Source organism: Klenkia terrae (assembly GCF_037083865.1).
GTDB lineage: Bacteria > Actinomycetota > Actinomycetes > Mycobacteriales > Geodermatophilaceae > Klenkia > Klenkia terrae.
Window position 1 is genome coordinate 1 of the sequence record NZ_JBAPLV010000011.1, and the last position, 22864, is coordinate 22864.

The 22864-nt window shown below is 75.5% G+C and carries 23 protein-coding genes; 9 read left to right on the forward strand and 14 right to left on the reverse strand.

The features are described 5' to 3' along the window. The first annotated feature begins 62 nt into the window (after positions 1–62). The 3 genes from UXQ13_RS11265 (at position 63) to UXQ13_RS11275 (ending at position 2549) form a co-directional block, all read left to right on the forward strand. Entirely contained in the window at positions 63–953 is an 891-nt protein-coding gene (locus UXQ13_RS11265; protein ID WP_225235241.1) for an SMP-30/gluconolactonase/LRE family protein, read from the forward strand. Positions 954–1032: 79 nt separating this feature from the next. Then, a complete protein-coding gene (locus UXQ13_RS11270; protein ID WP_225235240.1) occupies positions 1033–1377 on the forward strand; it encodes a YciI family protein in 345 nt (114 codons plus the stop codon). Continuing rightward, positions 1374–2549, forward strand: coding sequence for an RNA polymerase sigma factor (locus tag UXQ13_RS11275; RefSeq protein ID WP_225235239.1), 1176 nt, complete (start codon positions 1374–1376; stop codon positions 2547–2549). Before UXQ13_RS11270 ends, UXQ13_RS11275 begins: the two co-directional genes overlap by 4 nt. A gap of 6 nt (positions 2550–2555) precedes the next feature. Here UXQ13_RS11275 and UXQ13_RS11280 read toward each other — a convergent pair whose 3' ends face one another. The 3 genes from UXQ13_RS11280 to UXQ13_RS11290 all read right to left on the reverse strand — a co-directional run bounded on the left by UXQ13_RS11280 (position 2556) and on the right by UXQ13_RS11290 (position 5696). Continuing rightward, a complete protein-coding gene (locus UXQ13_RS11280) occupies positions 2556–3677 on the reverse strand; it encodes a serine hydrolase domain-containing protein (RefSeq protein WP_225235238.1) in 1122 nt (373 codons plus the stop codon). Between the two features lie 4 nt (positions 3678–3681). After that, a complete protein-coding gene (locus UXQ13_RS11285; RefSeq protein WP_225235237.1) occupies positions 3682–4365 on the reverse strand; it encodes a Rossmann-fold NAD(P)-binding domain-containing protein in 684 nt (227 codons plus the stop codon). 98 nt (positions 4366–4463) lie between these two features. Continuing rightward, entirely contained in the window at positions 4464–5696 is a 1233-nt protein-coding gene (locus UXQ13_RS11290) for a lipase family protein (RefSeq protein ID WP_225235236.1), read from the reverse strand. A gap of 126 nt (positions 5697–5822) precedes the next feature. Between UXQ13_RS11290 and UXQ13_RS11295 the strand changes: the two genes are divergently transcribed. Together UXQ13_RS11295 and UXQ13_RS11300 are read left to right on the forward strand one after the other, a co-directional pair. Further along, positions 5823–6338 carry a SigE family RNA polymerase sigma factor gene (locus UXQ13_RS11295; protein ID WP_225235235.1) on the forward strand — a complete coding sequence of 172 codons (516 nt, stop codon included), beginning with the start codon at positions 5823–5825 and terminating at the stop codon, positions 6336–6338. Beyond that, positions 6335–6970 carry a hypothetical protein gene (locus tag UXQ13_RS11300; RefSeq protein ID WP_225235234.1) on the forward strand — a complete coding sequence of 212 codons (636 nt, stop codon included), beginning with the start codon at positions 6335–6337 and terminating at the stop codon, positions 6968–6970. The genes UXQ13_RS11295 and UXQ13_RS11300 overlap by 4 nt, the downstream gene beginning before the upstream one ends. 57 nt (positions 6971–7027) lie before the next feature. Here the strand turns inward: UXQ13_RS11300 and UXQ13_RS11305 are convergent, their stop codons facing one another. Both UXQ13_RS11305 and UXQ13_RS11310 read right to left on the reverse strand, forming a co-directional pair. Beyond that, on the reverse strand, positions 7028–9178 hold the full coding sequence (locus tag UXQ13_RS11305; RefSeq protein ID WP_336392300.1) for an IPT/TIG domain-containing protein: 2151 nt from the start codon (positions 9176–9178) through the stop codon (positions 7028–7030). A 207-nt stretch (positions 9179–9385) separates the two neighbouring features. Continuing rightward, on the reverse strand, positions 9386–9832 hold the full coding sequence (locus tag UXQ13_RS11310; protein ID WP_225235232.1) for an NUDIX hydrolase: 447 nt from the start codon (positions 9830–9832) through the stop codon (positions 9386–9388). A gap of 50 nt (positions 9833–9882) precedes the next feature. Here UXQ13_RS11310 and UXQ13_RS11315 point away from each other — a divergent pair, with 50 nt between their 5' ends. Next, a complete protein-coding gene (locus UXQ13_RS11315) occupies positions 9883–10689 on the forward strand; it encodes an alpha/beta fold hydrolase (RefSeq protein WP_336392301.1) in 807 nt (268 codons plus the stop codon). Positions 10690–10691: 2 nt separating this feature from the next. Here the strand turns inward: UXQ13_RS11315 and UXQ13_RS11320 are convergent, their stop codons facing one another. From UXQ13_RS11320 to UXQ13_RS11335, 4 genes are read right to left on the reverse strand one after another with little or no spacing between them, the layout of a single operon-like run. Then, positions 10692–11951 carry a HAMP domain-containing sensor histidine kinase gene (locus UXQ13_RS11320; protein WP_225235230.1) on the reverse strand — a complete coding sequence of 420 codons (1260 nt, stop codon included), beginning with the start codon at positions 11949–11951 and terminating at the stop codon, positions 10692–10694. Next, positions 11948–12634, reverse strand: coding sequence for a response regulator transcription factor (locus tag UXQ13_RS11325; RefSeq protein ID WP_225235229.1), 687 nt, complete (start codon positions 12632–12634; stop codon positions 11948–11950). Before UXQ13_RS11325 ends, UXQ13_RS11320 begins: the two co-directional genes overlap by 4 nt. A gap of 19 nt (positions 12635–12653) precedes the next feature. Continuing rightward, positions 12654–13247 carry a hypothetical protein gene (locus tag UXQ13_RS11330; RefSeq protein WP_225235228.1) on the reverse strand — a complete coding sequence of 198 codons (594 nt, stop codon included), beginning with the start codon at positions 13245–13247 and terminating at the stop codon, positions 12654–12656. A 47-nt stretch (positions 13248–13294) separates the two neighbouring features. Further along, positions 13295–14305 carry an LLM class flavin-dependent oxidoreductase gene (locus tag UXQ13_RS11335; protein WP_225235227.1) on the reverse strand — a complete coding sequence of 337 codons (1011 nt, stop codon included), beginning with the start codon at positions 14303–14305 and terminating at the stop codon, positions 13295–13297. A gap of 79 nt (positions 14306–14384) precedes the next feature. On the opposite strand from UXQ13_RS11335, the gene UXQ13_RS11340 reads away from it, so the two are divergent. Continuing rightward, positions 14385–15299, forward strand: a complete 915-nt coding sequence (locus UXQ13_RS11340; RefSeq protein ID WP_225235226.1) for a DUF5996 family protein — start codon at positions 14385–14387, stop codon at positions 15297–15299. Here the strand turns inward: UXQ13_RS11340 and UXQ13_RS11345 are convergent. After that, entirely contained in the window at positions 15280–15849 is a 570-nt protein-coding gene (locus UXQ13_RS11345) for a TetR/AcrR family transcriptional regulator (RefSeq protein ID WP_225235225.1), read from the reverse strand. The genes UXQ13_RS11340 and UXQ13_RS11345 overlap by 20 nt on opposite strands. A gap of 86 nt (positions 15850–15935) precedes the next feature. Between UXQ13_RS11345 and UXQ13_RS11350 the strand changes: the two genes are divergently transcribed. Then, positions 15936–16847, forward strand: coding sequence for an SDR family oxidoreductase (locus UXQ13_RS11350; protein WP_336392302.1), 912 nt, complete (start codon positions 15936–15938; stop codon positions 16845–16847). 163 nt (positions 16848–17010) lie between these two features. On the opposite strand, the gene UXQ13_RS11355 is transcribed toward UXQ13_RS11350, so the two are convergent. Continuing rightward, positions 17011–17166: a hypothetical protein gene (locus tag UXQ13_RS11355; protein ID WP_336392303.1), complete on the reverse strand. Its 156-nt coding sequence runs from the start codon at positions 17164–17166 to the stop codon at positions 17011–17013. An 81-nt stretch (positions 17167–17247) separates the two neighbouring features. Between UXQ13_RS11355 and UXQ13_RS11360 the strand changes: the two genes are divergently transcribed. After that, entirely contained in the window at positions 17248–18063 is an 816-nt protein-coding gene (locus UXQ13_RS11360) for a MerR family transcriptional regulator (protein ID WP_336392304.1), read from the forward strand. On the opposite strand, the gene UXQ13_RS11365 is transcribed toward UXQ13_RS11360, so the two are convergent. From UXQ13_RS11365 to UXQ13_RS11375, 3 genes are read right to left on the reverse strand one after another with little or no spacing between them, the layout of a single operon-like run. Continuing rightward, positions 18026–20767 (reverse strand): MGH1-like glycoside hydrolase domain-containing protein, encoded by a 2742-nt coding sequence (locus UXQ13_RS11365; protein ID WP_225235220.1) that lies wholly within the window; start codon positions 20765–20767, stop codon positions 18026–18028. The two genes, UXQ13_RS11360 and UXQ13_RS11365, sit on opposite strands and share 38 nt — an antisense overlap. Positions 20768–20814: 47 nt before the next feature. Continuing rightward, positions 20815–21789, reverse strand: a complete 975-nt coding sequence (locus UXQ13_RS11370; RefSeq protein ID WP_225235219.1) for a GGDEF domain-containing protein — start codon at positions 21787–21789, stop codon at positions 20815–20817. Further along, entirely contained in the window at positions 21786–22703 is a 918-nt protein-coding gene (locus tag UXQ13_RS11375; RefSeq protein WP_336392305.1) for a GGDEF domain-containing protein, read from the reverse strand. Before UXQ13_RS11375 ends, UXQ13_RS11370 begins: the two co-directional genes overlap by 4 nt. Positions 22704–22864 lie beyond the last annotated feature (161 nt).

A 22864-nucleotide genomic window follows, 5' to 3' on the forward strand; every position in this document is an offset into this window, starting at 1 on the left:
ACAAGATCACTGATCGCCTACGACCACTGATCCAATCGGACTTACTCATCTAGGGTCCGGGCATGACGCTGAGCACGCTGCTGACCGGTGGGTCGTTCTTCGAGGGCCCGCGCTGGCACCAGGGCCACTGGTGGGTGTCGGACTTCTACCGCGGCACGGTGAGCCAGGTGTCGATGTCCGGTGAGGAGACCGTCGTCCTGGAGGTGCCGACCCAGCCCTCGGGCTCGGGCCGGCTGCCGGACGGCTCGCTGGTCGTGGTGTCGATGACCGACCAGCGGCTGCTGCGCTGGGACGGCAGCGAGCTGGCCACCTACGCCGCGCTCGCCCCGTACTGCGGCGGCCTGCTCAACGACCTGGTGGTCGACGCCGCCGGGCACGTGTTCGTCGGCGACTTCGGCTTCGACCTGATGGCCGGCGGGGCGCCCGCCCCGGCGTCGCTCAAGCGGGTCGATCCCGACGGCACGATCACCGTCGTCGCCGAGGACCTGCTGTTCCCCAACGGCATGGTGATCACCGCCGACGGCGGCACGCTGCTGGTCGGCGAGACGCTGGGCAACCGGTACACCGCCTTCGACCTGGCCGCCGACGGGTCGCTGAGCAACCGCCGGGTGTGGGCGGAGTTCGGGCCCGCGCCCACCGGCACCACGTTGGACGAGGTGCTCCGGGCGCTGGTGATCGCCCCCGACGGCTGCACCGGGGACGCCGAGGGCCACGTGTGGGCCGCCGACGCGGTGGGCGGACGGGCCGTGCGGATCGCGCCGGGCGGCGAGGTGGTCGAGTCGGTCGCCGCGCCCGAGGGCCTGGGCGTCTACGCCTGCGCGCTGGGCGGGGACGACGGCCGCACCCTGCTGCTGTGCTGCGCCCCGGACTTCCTGGAGCACAACCGCCGTCCGGTCCGCGAGGGCGTGCTGATGACCACCGAGGTCGCCGTCCCGCACGCCGGCCGCCCCTGACCGTGTCGATCCGGGGCCAGCTCATTCGTACAGGGGGTGGGTCGGCCGACCGGGCCGACCGGAGAACGAGGAGGCAGTCATGGCCCAGTACCTGTTGAGCGTCGTCACCCCCGGCGCGGGCGAGCAGCCCACCGCCGAGCAGCTCGAGCCGATCATGGCCAGGGTCGAGCAGCTGCGGACCGACATGCAGCAGGCCGGCGCGTGGGTCTTCACCGGCGGGCTGGAGGCGCCGTCGACGGCCACCGTGCTGCGGCCCGAGGGCGACGACGTGCTGCTGGTCGACGGCCCGTTCGCCGAGGGCAAGGAGTACCTGGGCGGGTTCACCGTCGTCGAGGCCCCCGACCTGGACGCAGCGCTGGACTGGGGACGGCGGACCGTGGCCGCGATCGGGCTGCCGATCGAGGTCCGCCCGTTCGCCTGGTGAGCCCGCTGGAGCAGGTCTTCCGGGAGGCGCACGGCCGGGCGGTGGCCGTGCTGGCCCGCCAGCTGGGCGACCTGGACCTGGCCGAGGAGGCGGTCGCGGAGGCCTTCGCCGTCGCGGCCGCCACCTGGCCGGATCGCGGGACGCCGCCGTCCCCGGTCGGGTGGGTGATCACCACGGCGCGCCACAAGGCGGTCGACCGGCTGCGCCGGGAGGCGGTGGGGACGGCGAAGCTCGCGGAGGTGGCCCGGCTGCAGGCCGGGCCCGGGCAGGAGGAGGTGGGTGCGGTGCGCGACGACCAGCTGCGGCTGCTGTTCACCTGCTGCCACCCGGCGCTGGCCCCCGAGTCCCGGGTCGCCCTGACCCTGCGGATGGTCGGCGGGCTGACCACCCCGGAGATCGCCCGGGCGTTCCTGGTTCCCGAGGCGACGATGGCCGCCCGGATCACCCGCGCCAAGCACAAGATCGCGAAGGCCCGGATCCCGTACCGGGTGCCGGCCGAGGCCGACCTGCCGGCCCGGTGGGCGTCGGTCCTCGCCGTCGTCCACCTGGTCGGCACCGAGGCGCACTCCCCCGCCACTGGCACCGAGCCGACCCGCCCCGACCTGGCGGCCGACGCGATCCGGCTGGCCCGGCTGCTGGTGGCGCTGCGGCCCGACGAGCCCGAGGCCCGGGGGCTGCTGGCGCTGCTGCTGCTCACCGCCTCCCGGGCGCCGGCACGGGCCCGGCCGCTGGACCGGCAGGACCGGTCGCTCTGGGACCGGGCGCAGGTCGAGGAGGGCCAGGAGCTGGTGCGGCAGTGCCTGCGGGTCGGGAGGCCCGGGACCCACCAGGTGCAGGCGGCGATCGCGGCGGTGCACGCCGACGCGGCCACCTGGGCAGACACGGACTGGGCGCAGGTGGTCGCGCTGTACGACCTGCTCCCGGCCACGCCGGTGGTCGCGCTGAACCGGGCGGTGGCGGTCGCCGAGCTGGACGGGCCCTCGGTCGGGCTGGCGCTGGTCGACCGGGTCGACCTCGACCGCTCGCCGGTGCTGCACGCCGTCCGCGCCGACCTGCTGCGCCGGCTGGACCGGGTCGACGAGGCCCGCGCCGCCTACGACGCCGCGCTGGCCCGCACCCAGAACACCGCCGAGCAGGCCGACCTGCACCGCCGCCGGGCCGCCCTGCCCTGACCCGCCTCAGGCGACGGCGTCGTGGGCGACCTGCCAGAACTCCTCGGGGCCGTCGTGCGGGCCGGTCATCATCCGTTGGGTCAGCAGGACGGCGACCAGGTCCAGCGACGGGTCGGCGTAGGCCGTCGTCCCGGTGCCGCCGGTCCAGCCGAAGCGGCCGGGCGTCGTCCACGGGTCGGTGGCCTCGAGGGTGAGCTCGAGGTTGCCGGCCGCCCAGGTCCGGCCCGGGCCGAGGAAGGCCTGCGCCGCCGTGCGCTGGGTGTCGGTCAGCCCGTCGCGCAGCACGTCGGCCGACCGCACCCCGCCGGGCAGCGCGTCGTCGGCGATCGCCCCGAGGAGGGCGCACACGTCGGACGCCGTCGACACCAGGCCGCCGCCGATGGACTCGAAGGCCGGCGGCCGGGACCACACGCCGTGCGGCGGGTCGACGACCTGCAGCCCGTCGTCGCCCGGTGCGTACTGCGTCGGCAACCCGGCGGCGGTCCAGAACCGGGTGCCGGTCAGGCCGAGCGGTCCGGTGACCCGCTCGGCGAGCAGGTCGGCGAGCGGGCGACCGGTCACCCGGGCCAGCAGGACGCCGAGGACGTCGCTGCCGGTGTGGTACCGCCAGCCCTCCCCCGGCTGGTCGGACAGCGGCAGCGCACCGAGCCGGGCCAGCCACTCGTCGGGGGCCAGCTGCGGCGGCAGCGGGCCCGGGCTGACCTGGCGCTCCCACATGGCGTGGGCGAGTGGTGAGGTGTCCATCCGCAGGCCGGCGCCGGCGGTCATGTGCAGCAGGTCGCGCACCGTCGGCGTCCGCTCAGCGGGGACGACGTCGGTCAGCTCGGCGTCGGGGTGGGCGAGCACCTGCTGGTCGGCGAGCTCGGGCAGCCAGCGGGTGGCGTCCGCGTCCAGGTCGAGCAGGCCGTCGGCGGCCAGCGACAACGCCAGCACGCCGCCGAACGGCTTGGTCAGCGATGCGACCCGGAACGGGGTGTCCGCGGTGACCGGGTCGGTGCCGCCGACGGCCAGCGTGCCCGCGGGGTGCACCGTCGTCGTCCCCGCGTGCCGGACGGCGAGCACCGCGCCCGGGTAGCGGCCCTCGGCGACGTGCCGGTCCAGCAGCGCGGTCAGCGCGGTGGTGTCCATGCCGTCAGGACCGCCGCCCGCCCGGGGACTCATCGGCCAGCGCGTTGATCCCCGACGTGGTGAGCACACCCTCGGACGCACCCCCGGTGACCGCGGCGAGGAACGCCCGGCCCACCGCCTCGGTGGTCGTGACGTGGTCGGGGGCCACGCGCCGGAGCAGCGGGAACGCCGGGCGGAGCGCCGCGTACACCACACCGTAGAGGCGGGTCTTGGTCCGCACCCCGTGCAGCGGCTGGATGATCCCCGGGCGCAGCAGCCAGGTGCGCAGCGGCAGCGCGGCGACGGCGTCCTCGGTCTCGCCCTTGACGCGGGCCCACATCAGCCTGCCGTCCCGGTCGGTGCCCGCGCCGGAGACGTAGGCGAAGGCGGAGCCGGGCGAGGCGTCGGCGACCGCGCGGGCGATGCCGACGGTGAGGTCGTAGGTCAGCCGCCGGTACTCGGGCTCGCGCCGGCCGGAGGAGGAGACGCCCACGCTGTCGAAGGTGGCGTCGACCCCGGCCAGGTGCTCCCCCGGCAGGGCCAGGTCGGTGCCGACGACCTCGCGCAGCTTGGGGTCGGTGACGCCCAGCGGCGCCCGGACGACGGCCCGGACCTCGCGCACCCGGTCGTCGAGCAGGCACTCGCGCAGCACGCCCTGCCCGACCATCCCGCTCGCCCCGAACACCAGCACCGTCAGCCCGTCCGTCATCGGGCCAGTCTGCCGGTCCCGCGGGTGTCGGCGATGGTCGAGATCGGGGTTCTCGGGGTCCTGCTGCCCCCAGGACCCCGGGAACCCCGATCTCGAGGTCAGCAGGCCGCGAGCACCGGTCGGCCGGCGGCGATCGCGGACAGCCAGAGCCCGAACGGGGCGGTGCTCAGCGCGCCGCCGGTGACGTGCTCCGCCGGCAGCAGGTCCAGCCGGGTGGTGACCCCGGCCGCGCACCAGGTGGCGTGCAGGTCCTGCGCCTGGCCGAGCGCCACGACCTCGTCGGCCGCGGCGTGCGACTGGTAGATCGGCACGGTCGGCACCGGCCGGGTGGAGAGGTCGTTCTGCGCGATGACCGCGGCGATCTCCGGCTCGGCCAGCAGCTGCTCCAGGGTCGACCCGTCGGCGGTGTAGTCGGCGATCGAGGTGAACGCCGTGCCCAGCGTGCCGGCGCCGCCGACGCACTCGCTGCGCAGCTGGGCCACGACCTGCTGACCACGGGCGTTCAGCCGCTCGTCGAGGCGGATGGCGTCGGGGTAGGCGGCGTCCAGGCCGATCACCCCGAGCAGCCCGAAGCAGGCCGCGGGTCCGCCGTCCAGGCTCTGCGCGAGCGCACCCAGGTCGGCCGGCACGCCGCCGACGGCGGCACCCTCGATCGCCAGGTCGGGCGCGTACTCCGGCGCCAGCGAGGTCGCCCACGCCGCACCGCCGCCGCCCTGCGAGTAGCCCTGCAGCAGGACCGGGGAGGCGTCGGTGCTGCGGGCGCCGGGCACCGCGGAGGCGGCCCGCGCCAGGTCGAGGACGGCGTGCGCCATCGCCGGCCCGGTCGTGTAGGTCGGCGAACCCCCGTTCAGGTACCCGTCGTAGTCGGTCACCGCGACGGTGAAGCCCTGCGCCAGGCCGGCGGCCACCGCGCTCAGCTCGTACTCGGTGCCGGCGACGAACTGCTTGCTCGGCGCGCACTGCGGACCCAGGCCCTGGGTGCCCGGCGCGATGGTCAGCACGGTGCCGGCCTGCGCGGACAGCGTCGGGGTGAAGACGGTGCCCGACACCACCTGCGGCTCCCCGGTCGCCGTCGTCGACGTGTAGAGCACCGTCGTGGCGGTGAACGGCAGCACCCCGGCAAGCGGGACGGCGGCCGGGCGGGTGCGCAGCACGGTGCCCGGCGCCCCCGTCGGCGCGGGCGGGTCGTAGAACGGGTCGACCGCCGCCGTCGGCGCGGGCACGGCGGTCGCCGGCGTCAGGTCGGACACCTCCGGGGCGGCCGAGGCAGGGGTGGCGCCGAGGGCGAGTGCTCCGGCGGTGAGGGCGCCGAGGACGAGGCGACGGGACATCAGGCGACTCCGGTGTCGTGACTGTGACTGTCAGGTACACCAACGAGCCGGGGCCGGTCAGGTGACGCGGTGGGGCAACCTGGGCCGACCACCGATCCGTCAGAGGGGCATGAGGGACGACAGCCCATGACGACGACCACCCGCGACGAGCAGTTCCGCGCCTTCGTGACCGACGGGCGACCGCAGCTGCTGCGCACCGCGACCCTGCTCACCGCCGGCGACCGGCACCTCGCCGAGGACCTCGTGCAGACGGTGCTGACCAAGCTCTACGTGGCCTGGCCGGCCTACCAACGGGCCGGCAACCGCGAGGGCTACGTCCGCCGGATGCTGGCCAACGCGCTGGTCGACGAGCACCGCCGGCCGTGGCGACGCGAGCTGCGGGTCGCCGAGGTGCCTGAGGCGGCCACAGCCGAGCGCACCGAGGCCGGTCCGGTCCTCGGCGCGCTGCGCGGGCTGCCACCGGGGATGCGCGCCGTCCTCGTCTTCCGCTTCCTGCACGACCTCACGGTGGCCGACACCGCCGCCGCCCTCGGCCTGTCCGAGGGCACCGTCAAGAGCCAGACCTCCAAGGCGCTGGACCACCTGCGCCGGGCGCTCGGCCCGGCCACCCTCTCCCCCGCGACCACCAGGAGCCCCCGATGACCGACCTGCGCACCCTGCTCGCCGACGCCGCCGGCCCCGTGGTCCCGACCGCCCCGGGCACCGTGGACGACGACCTCGACCGCGGACGCCGCGCCCTGCGCCGGCACCGCCTGCGCACCCGGGCCACCCGTGGCGTGCTGGCCGCCGCCGTCGTGGCCGCCGTCGCCGTGGGCGGCAGCACGGTGCTCGGCTGGTCGACGCCCCCCGCCGCGTCCCCCGCCGCCGGCTTGGAGCTGGCGGCCTACACCGGGGACCAGCCGGCCGGGTTCGACCTGGCCACCGCGCCGGCCGGGTGGGTGGTGCGCACCTCGGACCCCGGGTCGTTCGTGCTCGCCCCGCCGGACGCGCCCCCGCCCTCGGGCCCCGCGGGTGCGGTGTCCTACGTCGACGCGGTCGCCGTCTCGCTGAGCGCGGACGTCGCACCCGACTTCGCGGCCAGCACCCTCACGGTGGGCGACCGCCCGGCGGTGTGGCAGGTCGCCGACGACGGCACCCGGACCGTGTACGTCGAGCGGGACGACGCCGCGCTGACCGTGCAGGTCTGGGCCGGGCTGCCGCTGACCGACGCGCAGGTGGTGGAGCTGGCCGCGGGCATCACGGTGACCCCGGACGCCGTCCCCTCCTTCGGCTGACCCCGGACGGCCACGGCCCCCCGCGCAGCTGCGCGGGGGGCCGTGGACACGGGCGGGTCAGGCGGTCCGTCGCCGCCGGGCGCCGACGGTCAGCGCCAGACCGGCTAGCAGGGCGAGCCCGCCGCCGAGCACCGGCAGGGCCAGATCGGCCCCGGTGTAGGCCAGCCCGGACGGACCCGACCTCGAGCCCGAGCCGCTCGCGGCGGACCCGCTGGTCGGCGTGCCGTAACGGAACCGCAGCTCACCGCTGGCGCCGCCCTCGGTGGTGACGACCACCCCGACCGTGCCCGCCGCGTGCGGCGGGGTCACGAACGTCAGGGTCGAGGCGTCGACGACCGTGACCTGGTCGGCGGGGACGACGACCCCGCCGATGGTCACCGTGGTGCCGCCGGGGACGAACCCACCGCCGGTGACGGTGACCGTGGTCCCGCCTCCGGTCGGACCGGTCGCCGGGTCCAGCCCGGTGGCCGTCGGCGCGACGACCACGTAGGTGAACGGCAGCGGGGCCGCCGTCCCGCCCGGGGTGCCGACCACCACGTCGACCGCGCCCGCGGCGTGCGGCGGGGTGGCGAAGGTGGCCGTCGTCGGGCCGGTCACCGTGACCTGGCCGGCGGGCACGACCACGCCGCCGATGGTCACCGTGGTCGCGCCGGGCACGAAGCCGCTGCCGGTCACGGTGACCGTGGTGCCGCCGGACGTCGGGCCGGAGCCCGGGTCGAGCTGGCCGGCGACCGGCGCGGCGACGTAGCGGAAGGGCTGCGGGGCCGTCGTCCCGCCGTCGGTGGTGGCGGTGACGTCGACGACGCCCGCCGCGTGCGGCGGGGTCACGAACGACAGCGAGGACGGCGAGGTCACCGTGACCGCGCCGGCCGGCACCGTCGTCCCGCCGATGGTCACCGAGGTCGACCCGGCCACGAAGCCCGAGCCGGTGAGGGTCACCGTCGTGCCGCCGGCGGTCGGCCCGGCGGACGGGTCGAGCCCGGTGGCCGCCGGCGCGACGGGTGTGTAGACGAACGGCAGCGGCGCGGAGGTGCCGCCGGGCGTGGTGACGGTGACGCCGACCGGGCCGGCGGGGTGCGGCGGGGTCGTGAAGGTCAGCGTCGTCGGGGAGGTCACCGTGACCTGGGCCGCCGGGACGACGACCCCGCCGATGGTGACCGACGTGGCACCGGGCACGAAGCCGGTGCCGGTGACCGTCACCGGGGTGCCACCCGGGGTGGGCCCGGACGTCGGGGTGAGGGACGCGGCCGTGGGTGCGGCGACGTAGGTGTAGCCCAGCGGTGCGGAGACCCCGGCCGTGGTGCCGACGGTGACCGCGACCGAACCCGCCACGTGGGGCGGGGTCGCGAAGACCAGCGTGGTCGGGCTGGTCACCGTGACGTCGCCGGCGGGCACGGCCACGCCGTCCACGGTGACCGTCGTCCCGCCGACCACGAAGTCGGTGCCGGTGACGGTCACCTGGGTGCCGCCGGCCGTCGGGCCCGAGTCGGGGGTGAGGCCGACCGCCGTCGGGGCGACGACCGGCGGTGCGACTGCGGGCGTGGTGCAGCTGGCCTCGCCGGCGACGACCTGGCCCAGCGGCACGGTGACCGGGAGACCGGCGACGGTGGCGGTGAGCTGCAGGTCGATCTGCAGGGCGCGGGCGGTCGCGGTGGTCGCGGTGGTCGTCTCGACGTCGGTGGTCACCGAGGCGACCAGCCGGGCGTCGACGACGGCGAGGCTCGCCACGGCGGCGTCGACGGTGACCGTGGCCCCGGGCACCGTGGCCGTGATGGTCTGCCCGAGCACGGACAGGTCGGTGACCTCGGCGGCGGCGACCGGCGCGCCGCCCACCGGGCAGGTCGCGGTGCCGGCCAGCACGGTGGCCGAGGTCGGCACGCCGAGCAGCTCCAGCAGCAGACCGTCGACCTCGGAGGTGCCCTCGCTGCCGGTCGCGCCGGAGGTGGCCGCGGCCGAGACGACGCCGTTGCTCGCGGTCAGCCCGGTGGCGCCGGCCAGGGCGGCGGCGACGCCCAGGCCGGTCACGGAGTCGTCCGGGGGCGCCGTGACGCTGCCCAGCAGGGCGCCGACGTCCAGGGCGAGCCCGGGCACGACCCCGACGCCGGCCTCGAGGTCGATCCGCAGCGCGGTGCCGGCGGCGTCGCCGGGTGCGGCCGACGCCGGTGGTGCCAGTCCGAGGAGGGCTACCCCTCCGACCAGTGCTGCCACGCCGACGCGCGACCAGGAACGATGCTGCACGGTGATACCTCCGACCCCGTCCGGGCACCTGTCGCGCCCGGATCCCCGTCCCGGGCCGACTCCGGCCCGGGTGTGCGCATCGTGGGTGCGGGGACGTGACGGAACGGTCCGGGACGGGGTCGGCCTCACCCGGGACGGGGCAGGACCACCCCCTGGGATGGCGTGCTCATGTCGACATCACGCTGTGTCGACAAGTCGCTCCAGGAACGGCAGCTGACCCTTCACGAGCTTCGTGCGGGCCGTGGCGAGGTCGAACCAGGCGGCGCGGTCGATCTCCGGGAACTCCTGGAGCCGTCCCGACCGCGGTGGCCACTCCAGGGTGAAGGTGTTGCTGACGACGGCCTCGGCGTCCAGATCGCCCTCGGCGGCCCAGACGGTGAGCGTCTTGGACCCCTTCACCACGCCGAGCGGGACCAGGTCCTCCGGCGCCGGGGACCCCGTCTCCTCGGCGAACTCCCGCCGGGCGGCGGTCTCGGCGTCCTCGTCCGGGCCGTGCTCGCCCTTGGGGATGGACCAGGCGTGCTCGTCCTTCTTGGCCCAGAACGGGCCGCCCATGTGGCCCAGCAGCACCTGCAGCTCGGGCGCGCGGCGGAAGAGCAGGATCCCGGAGCTGAGTCGTGGCACCGACCGATCCTCCCCCGATGAGTTCGGCGGGGTGCGGCAGTCTCCCCGGCATGATGCAGACCCTGGACGCCCCCGGCGCGACGCTCGCCTACGGGGTGCTGGGCTCCGGTCCGGTGCTGGTGCTGATCGGCCACCCGATGCCCGCCGACGGCTTCCGGGCCCTGGCCGCCGAGCTCGCGACCGACCGGACCGTCGTGCTGCACGACCCGCGCGGCACCGGGGCGAGCACCATGGCCGACCCCACCGAGCTCCCGGACCCCGAGGTGCTGGCCGACGACCTGTCCCGGGTGATCGCCGCGGTCACCGACCAGCCGGTCGACGTGTTCGGCTCCAGCGGCGGCGGGATCGCGGCCCTGGTGCTGGCCTCCCGGCACCCGGAGCAGGTCGCGACGGTGGTCGCGCACGAGCCGCCGCTCACGGAGTACCTGCCCGACGCCGCCGAGCTCCGCGAGCGCCTGGCCGGGGTGAGCGCGACCCACCGCGAGCAGGGGCTGTTCCCGGCCATGGGTGCGTTCATGGCGATCGCCGGCTTCGCCCCGCCCGCCCCCGCGGCCGACGCACCCCCGCCGCCCCCGCCGTCGGAGGCCGACCTGCGGTCGATGACCCGGATGGTGCTGGGCATCGAGACCGTGCCCACCCACCGCCTGGACGCCGCGGCGCTGCCGACCGATCGGGTCCGGATCGGGGTGGGCGCGTGGTCCGGCGACGCCGCGCTCACCGGCCGGACCTCGCGGGCCGTCGCCGCCGAGCTCGGCGTCCCGCTGGACGTCTTCCCCGGTGGGCACGGCGGTTTCCACCCCGGCCAGGGCGGCGACCCGGCGGCCTTCGCGGCGGTGCTGCGGACGGCGCTGGGCTGAGGTCAGTCGGCCGGGCCGAGGTCCACCCGCACCGTCGTCCCGCCGTCGGAGGTGACGGTGCAGGCACCGCCGGAGGCCTCGGCGGTGCGCCGGACGATGTCCAGCCCCAGCCCGGTCGACCCCCGGCCGGAGACCCCGCGCTCGAGCAGTGCGTCGCCCGCGATGCCCGGCCCGCGGTCCGCGACCTCGAGGACGGCGCCCGCCCGCGACCCGGCCCGCACGGACACCGCGAACGGCGTGCCGGCGGGGGTGTGCGCGAAGACGTTGCCCAGCAGGGCGTCCACCGCGGCACCCAGGTCGGCCTCGGCCACCCGCACCGACAGCGGGCCGGCCGGCAGCTGGACGGTCGCCGTCCGGTCCTCGTCGTCGGCCAGCACGGACCAGAACGCGACCCGGTCGGCCACCACCGCGACCGCGTCGCAGCGGGCCTGCAGGCCCTCGCGGACCGGTCGGCGGGCCTCGGTGATGACGGCGTCGACGGTGCGGGTGAGCTCGTCCACGTCGTCCACCAGTCGGTCCCGGCCGGGGCCGGGCGGCAGGGCGTCGGCGTCCAGCTGCAGGGCGGTGAGCGGGGTGCGCAGCCGGTGGGCGAGGTCGGCGGCGTTCTCCCGCTCGGCGGCAAGCAGCTCGGTGATGCGGCCGGCAAGCCGGTTGACCGCGGTGCCCACGGCACGGATGTCGGCCGGCCCGCCGGGTTCGACCCGGGCGGTCAGGTCGCCGCGGCCGAGCCGGTCGGCGGTGGACGCCAGGTCGGAGACCGGCCGGGTCAGCGTGCGGGCCAGCCGGTCGGCCACCAGCAGCGCCAGGGTGAACAGCACGACACCCAGCCCGCCGAGCACCAGCCAGGTGCGCAGCACGCCGGCCTCGGCCTCCGCCTCGGGCACGAACACCTGGACGACGGCCACGCCGTCGGCCCGGGTCACCGGTTGCACCACGGCGGTGCCACCGGCCACCGCGACGGTGGCCGTCGCGGTGGTCGGGACGTCGCCGGCCACCGCGCCGGGGTCGCCGAGCACCGTGCCGTCGGGCCAGACCACCGCCACCTGCCGACCCGCGGCGACCCCGGCGTCGACGGCGGCCCGCACGTCGGCGGACCCGGCGGCCAGCGCGACCACCGGGAGGAGGGACTGCACCTGCTGGCGGGCGGCGTCCAGCGCGCGGGCCTCGGCCACCCGGGCGACCAGCGAGGCCGCCGGCAGCAGGAAGGCCAGCAGCACCACCGAGGTGGTCGCGGCGACCAGCAGCGTGATCCGGCGCCTCACCCGGTCGGCCCGGCCAGCCGGACGCCGACCCCGCGCACGGTGTGCAGCAGGCGGGGTGCGTCGGCGGTCTCGCCCAGCTTGCGGCGCAGCCAGGACAGGTGGACGTCGACGGTCTTGTCCGAGCCGCCGTAGGGCAGCTGCCACACCTCCGCCAGCAGCTCGCGCTTGGCCACCACGGTGCCGGCCCGCTCGGCGAGGTAGGCCAGCAGCTCGAACTCCTTGGGGCTGAGCACCACCTCGGTCCCGGCCAGCGTCACCCGGTGCGCCCGGACGTCGACGACCAGGTCGCCCACCGTCACCGGGGCGACCTCCGCCCCCGGGCCGGCCGCCCGCCGCAGGACGGCACGGATGCGCGCGTCGAGCTGGCCGGCCTGGAAGGGCTTGAGGACGTAGTCGTCGGCCCCGGCGTCCAGCGCGGCGACGACGGTGGCGTCCTCGTCCCGGGCGGTGGTGACGATGACCGGCACCGCCGACACCGCACGCAGCATGCGGAGCAGCTCGACGCCGTCCAGATCGGGCAGGCCGAGGTCCAGCAGCACCAGGTCGGGACGGCGGTCCAGGGCCTGCTGGAGACCCTGGAGCGCCGTCCCGGCCGAGTCGACGACGTGCCCGCGCTCGCGCATCGTCCGGATGACCGCGCCGCGGATGCGCTCGTCGTCCTCGATCAGCAGCAGGGAGGCCACGGGCGCGACGCTAACCCGGTCAGTCGTCGGAGCCGTGGCCACCCGAGCCGTGCCCGCCGGACCCGGAGTCGTCGGGGCCGGTGTCGTCGGAGCCGTGCCCGCCCGAGCCGTGGTCGTCCGGGGTGACCCCGGCGGTCTGCGTGGCCGGCGAGCCGGAGCCCGGGGACGGGGTGGTCTGCACCCCGTCGTCGTCCCCGCCCTCGACGACGGCGAAGGCCGGGCCGGTGGGCGTGCAGGTCACGACGACGTGGATCCGCCGGTCACCGGCCTTGAACTCCACGTCGGTCGGGGTGGAGGAGTCGTCGACCTCCCAGCCGGCCGCCGGGGCGCTGGCCGCCTGCGGCAGGCCGTCGACGCAAGACCCGTAGACGGTGCCGGCCTCGGTGACCTGCTGGCCGGTCAGCTGCTGGCCGCCGGCGGTCGGGGAGGCCGCCGTCGTCGACGCCGCGTCCCCCGGGGTGGTGCTCGCCGCCGTCGACGCGGCCGACGAGGGGGTGGACGACGACGCCGACACCGGGTCGGCGTCGAGCAGGGAGACGGAGAAGAACCCGAGGCCCACCGCGACGGTGGCGGCGCCGGCCCAGGCGGTGAGGAGGAGAGGTGTGGTTCGCATGCAGGTCACTCTCCGGTCGCGGGGCTCAACGCCAGGTTAAGGCCGCGTCATGCCTGCGCCGGGGACCAGCCCAGGGCCGGGCCGAGGCGGGTGGCCATGTCGGTGAGGATCTGCACGTAGTCCTCGTGGTCGAAGCTGAACGGCAGCGCGAACGCCACCTCGGTCACCTGCTGGAACCCGGTGTGGGCGTACAGCTGCTCGGCGATCTGCTCCGACGTCCCCACGACGTCCGGGGCGAAGAGGAGCTTGCCCGGGCCCTGCGGCTCCCGGGTGCGGGGCAGCCGGGCGGCGGCGTAGGCCTCGTACTTCTCGCGCTGGGCGGGCGTGGCGGTGTCGGTCGGGATGACCACAAGGCCCTGGGAGACCCGGCCCTCGGGGAAGGCCTCCCGGTAGGCGGCGATCTGGCCGCCCTGGATGGCCGCGAAGTCGCCGCCCTCGGCGCCGGTGACGACGCTGGAGGTCAGCAGGTTCAGCCGCTGCTCCGCGGCCCACCGCGCCGAGCGCAGGCTGCCCGCGCCGTACCAGACCCGATCGCGCAGGCCCGGGCTGTGCGGCTGGATCCTGTCGGAGAACACCTCGATGCCCTGCGTGGTCGCCGTCGTGACCGGCTCGCCGCCGACCATCGCCAGGAACCGCTGCACCCGGCCGTAGGTGAAGTCCTCGACCTCGGCGGTGTCGGGGTAGAGCGCGTCCTTGACGTCGTCCCAGCGCATCGGCTGGCTCACGCTGATGCCCGGGTTGATCCGGCCGCCGGACAGCAGGTCGACCGTGGCCAGGTCCTCGGCCAGCCGCAGCGGATTCTCCCAGGCCAGCGGGGTGACCGCCGTCCCCAGCTCGATCCGGGACGTGCGCTGGGACGCCGCGGCCATGATCGCCACCGGCGAGGAGACGCCGTACTGCAGGTGCCGGTGCCGCAGCCAGGCGGAGTCGAAGCCGAGCTCCTCGCCGAGCTGGAGCTGGGTGAGCAGTGCCTCCATCCCCGGGCGCGGGTCGTCGCCGTCGAAGACGCCGATGGTGAGGAAGCCGAGCTTCTGCAGGGGCACGTCGGACGTGGGCACGTGCGGGACAACCCACCCGGGCCCCCGGGCGTTCCCGGCAGGATGGGCGGGCCCGCACCCGATGACCTGGAGGTCCCCCGTGGAGCTGTTCCCCCTGATCCCCTACGCCGGCTGGTCGGACACCCTGGCCACCGTGCACCGGGTCGCCCAGGTCGTGGGCCGGGTGCGGCTGCTGGCCAGCCCGCGGCGCAACCACTGGTGGAACGTGCCCTTCCACGTCACCGGCCGCGGCATCACCACCCGCCCTATGGGGCTGAACCCGACGTTCACGATCGACCTCGACCTGCTCGACCACCGCCTGGACGTCAGCACCATCGACGGACGACGGGTGTCGACCTCCCTGCTGGGCCGGCCGGTCGCCCAGGTGCACGCCGCGGTGGTGGCGTCGCTTTCCGACCTCGAGATCGACGTCGACATCGTCGACGCCCGCCCCTTCGACCTGCCCGACGCCGACCGGCGCTTCGCCGACGACACCGAGCACGCGTCGTGGGACCCGGCCGCCGTCACCCGCTACTGGCAGGTGCTCAGCCAGGTGAACCTGGTGCTCGAGGAGTTCGCCGGCGGGTTCTCCGGCAAGACCAGCCCGGTGCACCACTTCTGGCACACCTTCGACATCGCGCTCACCCGGTTCTCCGACCGCGTCGTCCACCAGCCCGAGGCCGACCCGGTCACCCGCGAGGCCTACTCCCGCGAAGTCATCAGCTCCGGGTTCTGGTTCGGCGACGCCAGCTACCCGGACCCGGCCTTCTACTCCTACACCGCCCCCGAGCCGGCCGGCCTGGAGACCGAGCCGCTGCCCGAGGGCGCGACCTGGTTGGCCCGCGGCGGCAGCCACCTCGCGGTGCTGCCCTACGAGGTCGCCCGGACGGCGGCCGACCCGCGCGCCGCCGTCCTCGCCTTCTACGAGGCCGCCTACGCCGCCGGCGCCACCCGGGCCGGCTGGGACGTCGCCGGTCTGGCCTGCACGAACGGGATCACCGACCCCGCGCGCTGACCTCCCGCAGCTCCGCGAAGCACGCCGCCAGGACGTCGGGCAGGGCCGGCCCGTCCGGGTCGGCCACCCAGCGGTCGAAGGCGACCCGGAAGACCGCGACCGCGGTCTCGGCGGTCAGCGCGGCAGACGCCTCGGCGGACCCGCGCGCCACCAGCATCCCGGCCACGGCCTGGGCCAGGGTCGCCATCTTGGCCAGCTCGCGCTCCCGCAGCTCGGCGTGCGCGGCGACGACGGCCGCCCGGTGCCGCGGTCCCTGGCCGAAGGACTGCAGCAGCGCCGCGCCGTCGCCGAGCCCGGCCGCCGCGGCGTCCAGCGGCGCGGCGGCGGGGTCGGCGCCGGCGATGCCGTCGAGCACCAGGGTCTGCAGCGCGTCGGTGCTGTCGAAGAGCACCTCGCGCTTGTCGGCGAAGTGCCGGAAGTAGGTGCGCTCGCTCAGCCCGGCCCGCTCGGCGATGTCGGCGGTCGTCGTCCCGTCGTAGCCGTGCTCGGTGTAGAGCTCCATCGCCGCCTGGTGCAGGCGCCCGCGCGCGTCCGGTGCCCAGCGACCCATGCACCCGAGCCTACTGATGACAGTCCCTGACATGAGCGTGTAGCGTCGATGTCAGCCACTGCCGTCACTCCTCGGAGGTACCTATCGTGCACGTCTTCATCACCGGCGCCTCGGGCTGGATCGGGTCCGCCCTCGTCCCGGAGCTCCTCGCCGCCGGCCACCGGGTCACCGGCCTCGCCCGCTCCGACGACTCCGCCCGGGCGCTCACCGCCGCCGGGGCCGACGTCCTGCGCGGCTCCCTCGACGACCTCGACGTGCTGCGAACCGGCGCGCAGCAGGCCGACGGCGTCGTCCACCTGGCCTTCAAGCACGACCTGGCCTTCACCGGGCAGGGCGCCCAGGCCGCGTCCGCCGACCGCGAGGCGGTGCAGGCGTTCGTCGACGCGCTGGCCGGCACCGACAAGCCGCTGGTGATCGCCTCCGGCGCACTCGGGGTCACCCCGGGACGGACCGCCACCGAGGACGACGGCCGCACCGTCGAGGGCGACCCGCAGGGCGTGCTGGCCCGGCACCACACCGCCCAGCTGACCCTGGAGGCCGCCGACCGCGGGGTGCGCTCGGTCGTCGTCCGGCTGTCCCCGACCGTGCACGCCGAGGGCGACACCGGGTTCATCCCGGCCCTGGTCACCACCGCCCGGACCACCGGCACGTCGGCCTACGTGGACGAGGGCACCACGCGGTGGCCGGCCGTCCACCGCGCCGACGCCAGCACCCTGTTCCGGCTGGCCGTGGAGCAGGCACCGGCCGGCTCGGTGCTGCACGCGGTGGCCGAGGAGGGCATCCCGACCCGGGAGATCGCCGAGGCGATCGGCCGGGCGCTGGACCTGCCGGTGACCTCGCTGCCGGCCGCCGACGCCGAGGCGCACTTCGGTTTCCTCGGGTCGGTGCTCGGCCTGGACAGCCCGACGTCGTCGGACCGCACGCGCGAGCTGCTGGGCTGGACGCCGACGCACCCCACCCTGGTGGAGGACATCGACGCCGGCCGCTACACCCGCTGAGCCCCCGGGTTCACGGTGCGATGACCAGTTCGGCGATCCGGCCCTCGCGCAGGGTGAAGCGGAAGACCAGGTCCACCACGCCGCCGGGGAAGTCGCCCTCCAGGTGGTTGGTGACCGTCCAGCGGTCGTCGTCGACGCGGGCGCTGCCGGTGCGCTCGGTCGTCTAGGTCCACTCCGACGCCGACCGGTCCAGCCAGGCCTGGATCTCCGCGGGGCCGTGGTGCGTGCGACCCTCGTCGGTGACCGAGGCGTCGGCGGTGAACTGGTCGATCGCGGGCTGGTCGAGGTAGGCGGTCACGGTGCTCGGCAGGTTCGTCATGCCGGGCACCGTGCGCGCTCCCCCGTCGGGAGGGTCAACACGCGGGACCCTCCCCCGGGGAGAGGGTGCGGAGTCGGGCCCGTGCTGAGCATCGGGGAGTTCGCGACCCTCACCCACCTGAGCGTCCGCACCCTGCGCCGGTACCACGACGGCGGCCTGCTCGAGCCCGCCCGGGTGGACCCGGCCACCGGCTACCGCTCCTACTCCCCCGACCAGATCCCCACCGCGCAGGTCATCCACCAGCTGCGCGCGCTGGACCTGCCCCTGGACGACGTCCGCGCCGTGCTGCAGACCGCCGACCCCGGTGCCCGCGCCGCCTTGGTGGCCGGGCACCTGCAGCGTCTGGAGGACCAGCTGGCCCGCACCCGGGCCGCGGTGGTGTCGCTGCAGCGGCTGCTGGACCCGGGTCCGGTGGACGTCGAGCTGCGGTCGGTGCCGGCCACCCCGGTCGCCGCGGTCGAGGCGGTGGTGGGTCTGGACGACGTCCTCACCTGGTACTCCGGGGCGATGGCCGAGCTGCACGCCGTCGTCCCCGCGCCGGCCGGGCCGCCGGGCGGCAGCTACGACGACGCGCTGTTCACCGCCGGCCGGGGCGCGGTGCTGGTGCACCTGCCCACCGGCGCCGCGCCGACGTCCGGGCGGGTGCACCCGGTCGTGCTGCCGGCCGTCGAGCTCGCCGTGCGCACCCACGTCGGCGACCACGACGCGATCGACGTGACCTACGGCGAGCTGGGCCGGTGGGTCGCCGACCACGCGCTGGCCGTCGCCGGCCCGGTGCGCGAGACCTACCTGGTCGGGCCCCGGGACACCCCGGACAGCTCGGCCTGGCGCACCGAGATCGGCTGGCCAGTCTTCTCGCTCAGCTCCAGCGCGGGTCCGGGGGCAACCGCGGGTTGAGCAGGTGGGCGACCAGCGCCGTCCAGCCGGTCTGGTGGGTGGCGCCCAGGCCCTCGCCGGTGTCGCCGTCGAAGAACTCGCTGAACGTCGGGTGCTCGCGCCACAGCGGGGAGTCCGAGGCCTCGATCCGGTCGCCGTCGGCCGGGCGCTTGCCGTCGACGGGGCGGAACAGCGCGGTCAGCCCGTTGTCGATCAGGTCCGCGGCGTCCACCAGCGTGCAGTGGTTGCCCGAGCCGGTGGGCAGCTCGATGGTGAACGTGTCCCCGTAGAACCGGCCCAGCGTGCGCAGCTTGTCCGCCAGCAGCACGTTCACCGGGAACCAGACCGGCCCGCGCCAGTTGGAGTTGCCGCCGAACAGCGCCGTCCGCGACTCCCCCGGCTCGTACTCGATCCGGGCGTCCCGGCCGCCGACCTTGGCGATCACCTCACCGGTGGACTTGCTCAGCGACCGGATGCCGAACGGGGAGAGGAACTCCTCGGTGTCGAACATCCGGGTGAGGATCCGGCGCAGCCGGTCCTTGTCCACCAGCGACAGCAGCATCTTGCGGCCCTCGGGTGCCGACCGGCTGCGCAGCGGCGCGACCAGCTCGGGACGGCGGCGCTGCAGCCAGCGCAGCCGCTCGGTGACGTCGGGGACCTCCTGGGTGATCCAGTGCGGCACCTCGGTGACCCCGAGGATCGGCAGCAGGCCGACCATCGAGCGCACCCGCATCGGCTGCGCGGCGCCGTCGGGGGCGACCAGGACGTCGTAGAAGAAGCCGTCCTCCTCGTCCCACAGCGAGACCTCGTTGGAGCCGAACGCGTTCATCGCCTCGGCGATGGACAGGAAGTGCTCGAGGAACTTGGTCGCCGTGCCGTCCCACGCTTTGTCGTAGCGGGACAGCTCCAGGGCGATCTTGAACATCTGCTGGCAGTAGAACGCCATCCAGCTCGTCGCGTCGGACTGCTCCAGCCGGTACCCCGGGGGCAGCGGCGCGGACCGGTCGAACAGCGCGATGTTGTCCATGCCGAGGAAGCCGCCCTCGAAGACGTTGGACCCGTCGGCGTCCTTGCGGTTGACCCACCAGGAGAAGTTGAGCAGCAGCTTGGTGAACACCCGGACCAGGAACTCCCGGTCCCGGTAGCCGTCGATCCGGTAGACGTGCCAGGCCGCCCAGGCGTGCACCGGTGGGTTGACGTCGCCGAAGGCCCACTCGTAGGCGGGCAGCTGGCCGTTGGGGTGCATCGCCCACTCGCGGCACATGAGCACGAGCTGCTCCTTGGCGAAGTCGGGGTCGACGTGCGCCAGCGGGATGGTGTGGAAGGCGGTGTCCCAGGCGGCGAACCAGGGGTACTCCCACTCGTCGGGCATCGAGATCACGTCGGCCAGCGCCACGTGCCGCCAGGTGGTGTTCCGGCGTCCCTTCTGCGCGCGGTCGGCGGGGGCCGGGACGTCGGGGTCGCCGTCCAGCCACTGCGAGACGTCGAAGCGGTAGAGCTGCTTGGTCCACAGCAGCCCGGCGTAGGCGCGGCGGGCCACGTGCCGGTCGTCGTCGGACAGGCCCGGGTGGATCACGGTGGCGTAGAAGGCGTCGGCCTCGGCCTTGCGCTCGGCGAAGACCTCGTCGAAGGACTCGGCGAACATGCCGTCCACCGGCTCGTCGGTGGTCAGCCGGAGCTTGACGGTCACCGTCTCGCCGGGGGCGACGGCGTCCCAGCTGTACCAGAACGCGGCCTTGGTGCCCGAGTCGCTGGGGTTGATCGCGGACTTGTCGCCGTGCACGACCCGGCGGTTGATGCCGTCCTTGGGGTACTTGCTGGCGTTGCGCCGGTCGCCGAACAGGGTCACCGAGTCGGTCTCGTTGTCGCAGCACAGCACCTTGGGGGCGCCCTCGGCGGCGAGCACGTAGCGGCCGAGGAAGCCGTGCTCGGCCTCGACGGCCTCCAGCCCGGACGCCGTCAGGGTGGGCGCGAGCAGCTGGGTCAGGTGGCCCTGCCGCTTGTCCCGGCCCCAGGACCAGGTGTTGCGGAACCAGACCTGCGGCAGCAGGTGCAGCGGCGCGGGGTCCGGGCCGTGGTTGGTGGCGGTGACGGTGATGCAGATGTCGTCGGGGGCGGCCTTGGCATAGCTGACCTGGACGTCGAAGAACCGGTCCTCGTCCAGGACGCCGGTGTCGGACAGCTCGTATTCCCGCTCCATGCGCGAGCGCTTCTTGTTCTCCTCGCGCAGCTTCGCGTAGGGGTACTCGGCCTGCGGGTAGCGGTAGAGCCACTGCACCCAGGAGTGCGTGGGGGTGCCGTCGACGGCCCACCAGTGCTCCTTGGCGTCCTCGCCGTGGTTGCCCTCGTCGTTGGTCAGCCCGAACAGCCGCTCCTTGAGGATCGGGTCCTTGCCGTTCCACATGGCGACGGAGAAGTTGAGGAAGCCGTAGCGGTCGCAGAACCCGCCCAGGCCGTCCTCGCCCCAGCGGTAGGCGCGGGCGACGGCGTGGTCGAACGGGAACCCGGCCCAGGCGTCGCCGCTCGCGGAGTAGTCCTCGCGGACGGTGCCCCACTGGCGGCCGGCGAGGTAGGGACCCCACATGCGCCAGGGCGCGGACTGGTCGGTGGACTCGGCCAGCCGGGCGTGCTCGGCGCTGCGGGGGTCGACGGCGTCCTGGGGCCCGGGCGGCGGGGCGACCGGGATGTCCTTGACGCTCGGGACGCGGACTCGGCTGGGTGGCACGCGGACACGGTGCCATGCCCGGGTGACGATCCTGTTGACCGACAGCCCTAGCGCTGTGCGGACTCCCGGGGCTCGGTGGCCAGCGCAGCCCGGCCCCGACCGGCGGCCTTGGCGGTGTACAGCGCCTGGTCGGCCCGGCGCATGAGCTGGGCGGCGGTGTCCCGCGGCCGGTGCTGGGCCACCCCGCAGGACATCCCGACGTCCGGGTGCAGGTCGCGCAGCCGGTCGACCAGGGCCAGCGCCTCGGGTCCGGTGCGCCCGGGCAGCAGCAGCGCGAACTCGTCGCCGCCGTGCCGGGCCAGCACGGATCCGGCCGGCAGCGCGCGCCGCCAGGCCCGGGCGACCCGGCGCAGCACCTCGTCGCCGGCGGCGTGCCCGCCGGTGTCGTTGATCTCCTTGAAGTGGTCGAGGTCGAGCAGGGCCGCGCTGAGGACGACGCCCGGGCGCAGGAGCTCCTGCAGCGCCTCGTCGAACCCGCGGCGGTTGGCCAGCCCGGTCAGCCCGTCGACGCCGGCGACCGAGGCCCGGGCGACCAGCCGGCCGGTCACCACGCCCACCGCGACCACGACGACGCCCAGCGCGAGCACCGTGGTGGTGGGCAGGCCGCCGCGCAGCAGGAGGGCCACCGTGACCGCCCCGACGGCGAGGGCCAGCTGGGCCAGGCCCTCGAGGAGGGCGAAGTAGAAGAACGCGTCCACCCCGACGAACATCATGATCGCGCCGACGGCCAGGGCGGTGACCGGATCCGGGGCCAGGAACGCGGCCAGGGCGATGAGCAGGCTGGCGACGGCGACCGGCAGGTGGAAGAAGGCCCGCGGGCAGCGGGCGCCCCACCGGTGCAGCGCGGCGCCGGAGAGGACGGCGGACACCGCGATGGCCACGACGGCCCACCGGCGCGGCTGGTCCGGGGCGCTGCCCAGCACCGCCAGCAGGCCGCTGGTCCCGCCCAGCACGTAGAACAGCGACAGCGTCGAGGCCATCACGCGCGGGGTGGCCACCTCGGGGGCGCGACGGCGCCTCACGACGCGACCCGGGCGGCCGACGCCAGCTCGACCCGACCGCGGCCGGCCGCCTTGGCGGCGTAGAGCGCGCCGTCGGCCCGCCGCATGAGCTGGGCGGCGGACTCCCCGGCGTGCAACTGCGCGACGCCGCAGGACAGGCCGGTGTCGACCAGCCGGTCGCAGAGCCGCCAGACCTCGACGACCGCCTCCTCGCCGCCGCGGCCGGGGAGCAGCAGGGCGAACTCGTCCCCGCCGTGCCGGGCCAGCAGCGCCCCCGGGGGCAGCTGGACCTCGGCGACCCGCAGCAGCACCCGGTCACCGGCCTCGTGACCGCTGGTGTCGTTGATCTCCTTGAAGTGGTCGAGGTCCAGCAGGGCGACCGAGGCCGTGCCGCCGTCCCGGACCAGGTCCTGCAGGGCGTCGTCGAAGGCGCGGCGGTTGGGCAGGCCGGTCAGCGGGTCCGAGCTCGCGCCCGAGGCGCGCACGGCCAGCCGGTGGGTGACGACGGCCAGGGCGACCATGATCGTGTTCAGCGCCAGCACGGTCCCCGCCGCGACGTCCCCGCGCAGCAGCAGGGCGCTGTCGACGACGACGAACCCGCCCAGCACGTGCCCGACGGCGAACCGGCGGGAGAAGAAGTAGCAGGAGTCGACCACGACGAAGGCGAGCAGGCAGGCGAGCGCGACCGCCGACAACGCGTCGACCGGCACCAGCACCGCGAGTGCGATCAGCACCGCCGACCCCCCGACCAGCGCCTGCAGCACCACCCGCGGAACCCGCCGGCCGGCCACGACCAGACCGAGCGCGGAGCCCCCGGTGCACGTCAGGATGCCGACCACCAGCCACCGGCGGACGTCGTCCAGCTCGGTGCCGAGGGCGACCAGCAGGCCCACCACGGTGCCGGCCGTGAAGAGGACAGCCAGCGTCTCGGCCATCACCCGGGGCGTGGCCGCACCTGTCTGCGCGGGGTCCTGCACGCAGAGGTGTTCGGCAGCGGGTGCCTGCCCGTTGACCGGGCCTCCTCCTCCCGGGTGACCGGGTCCGGAGGGCTCCGACGATTTTCGAAAGATGGGTCGACGTTCCGCCGTCCGGCCCT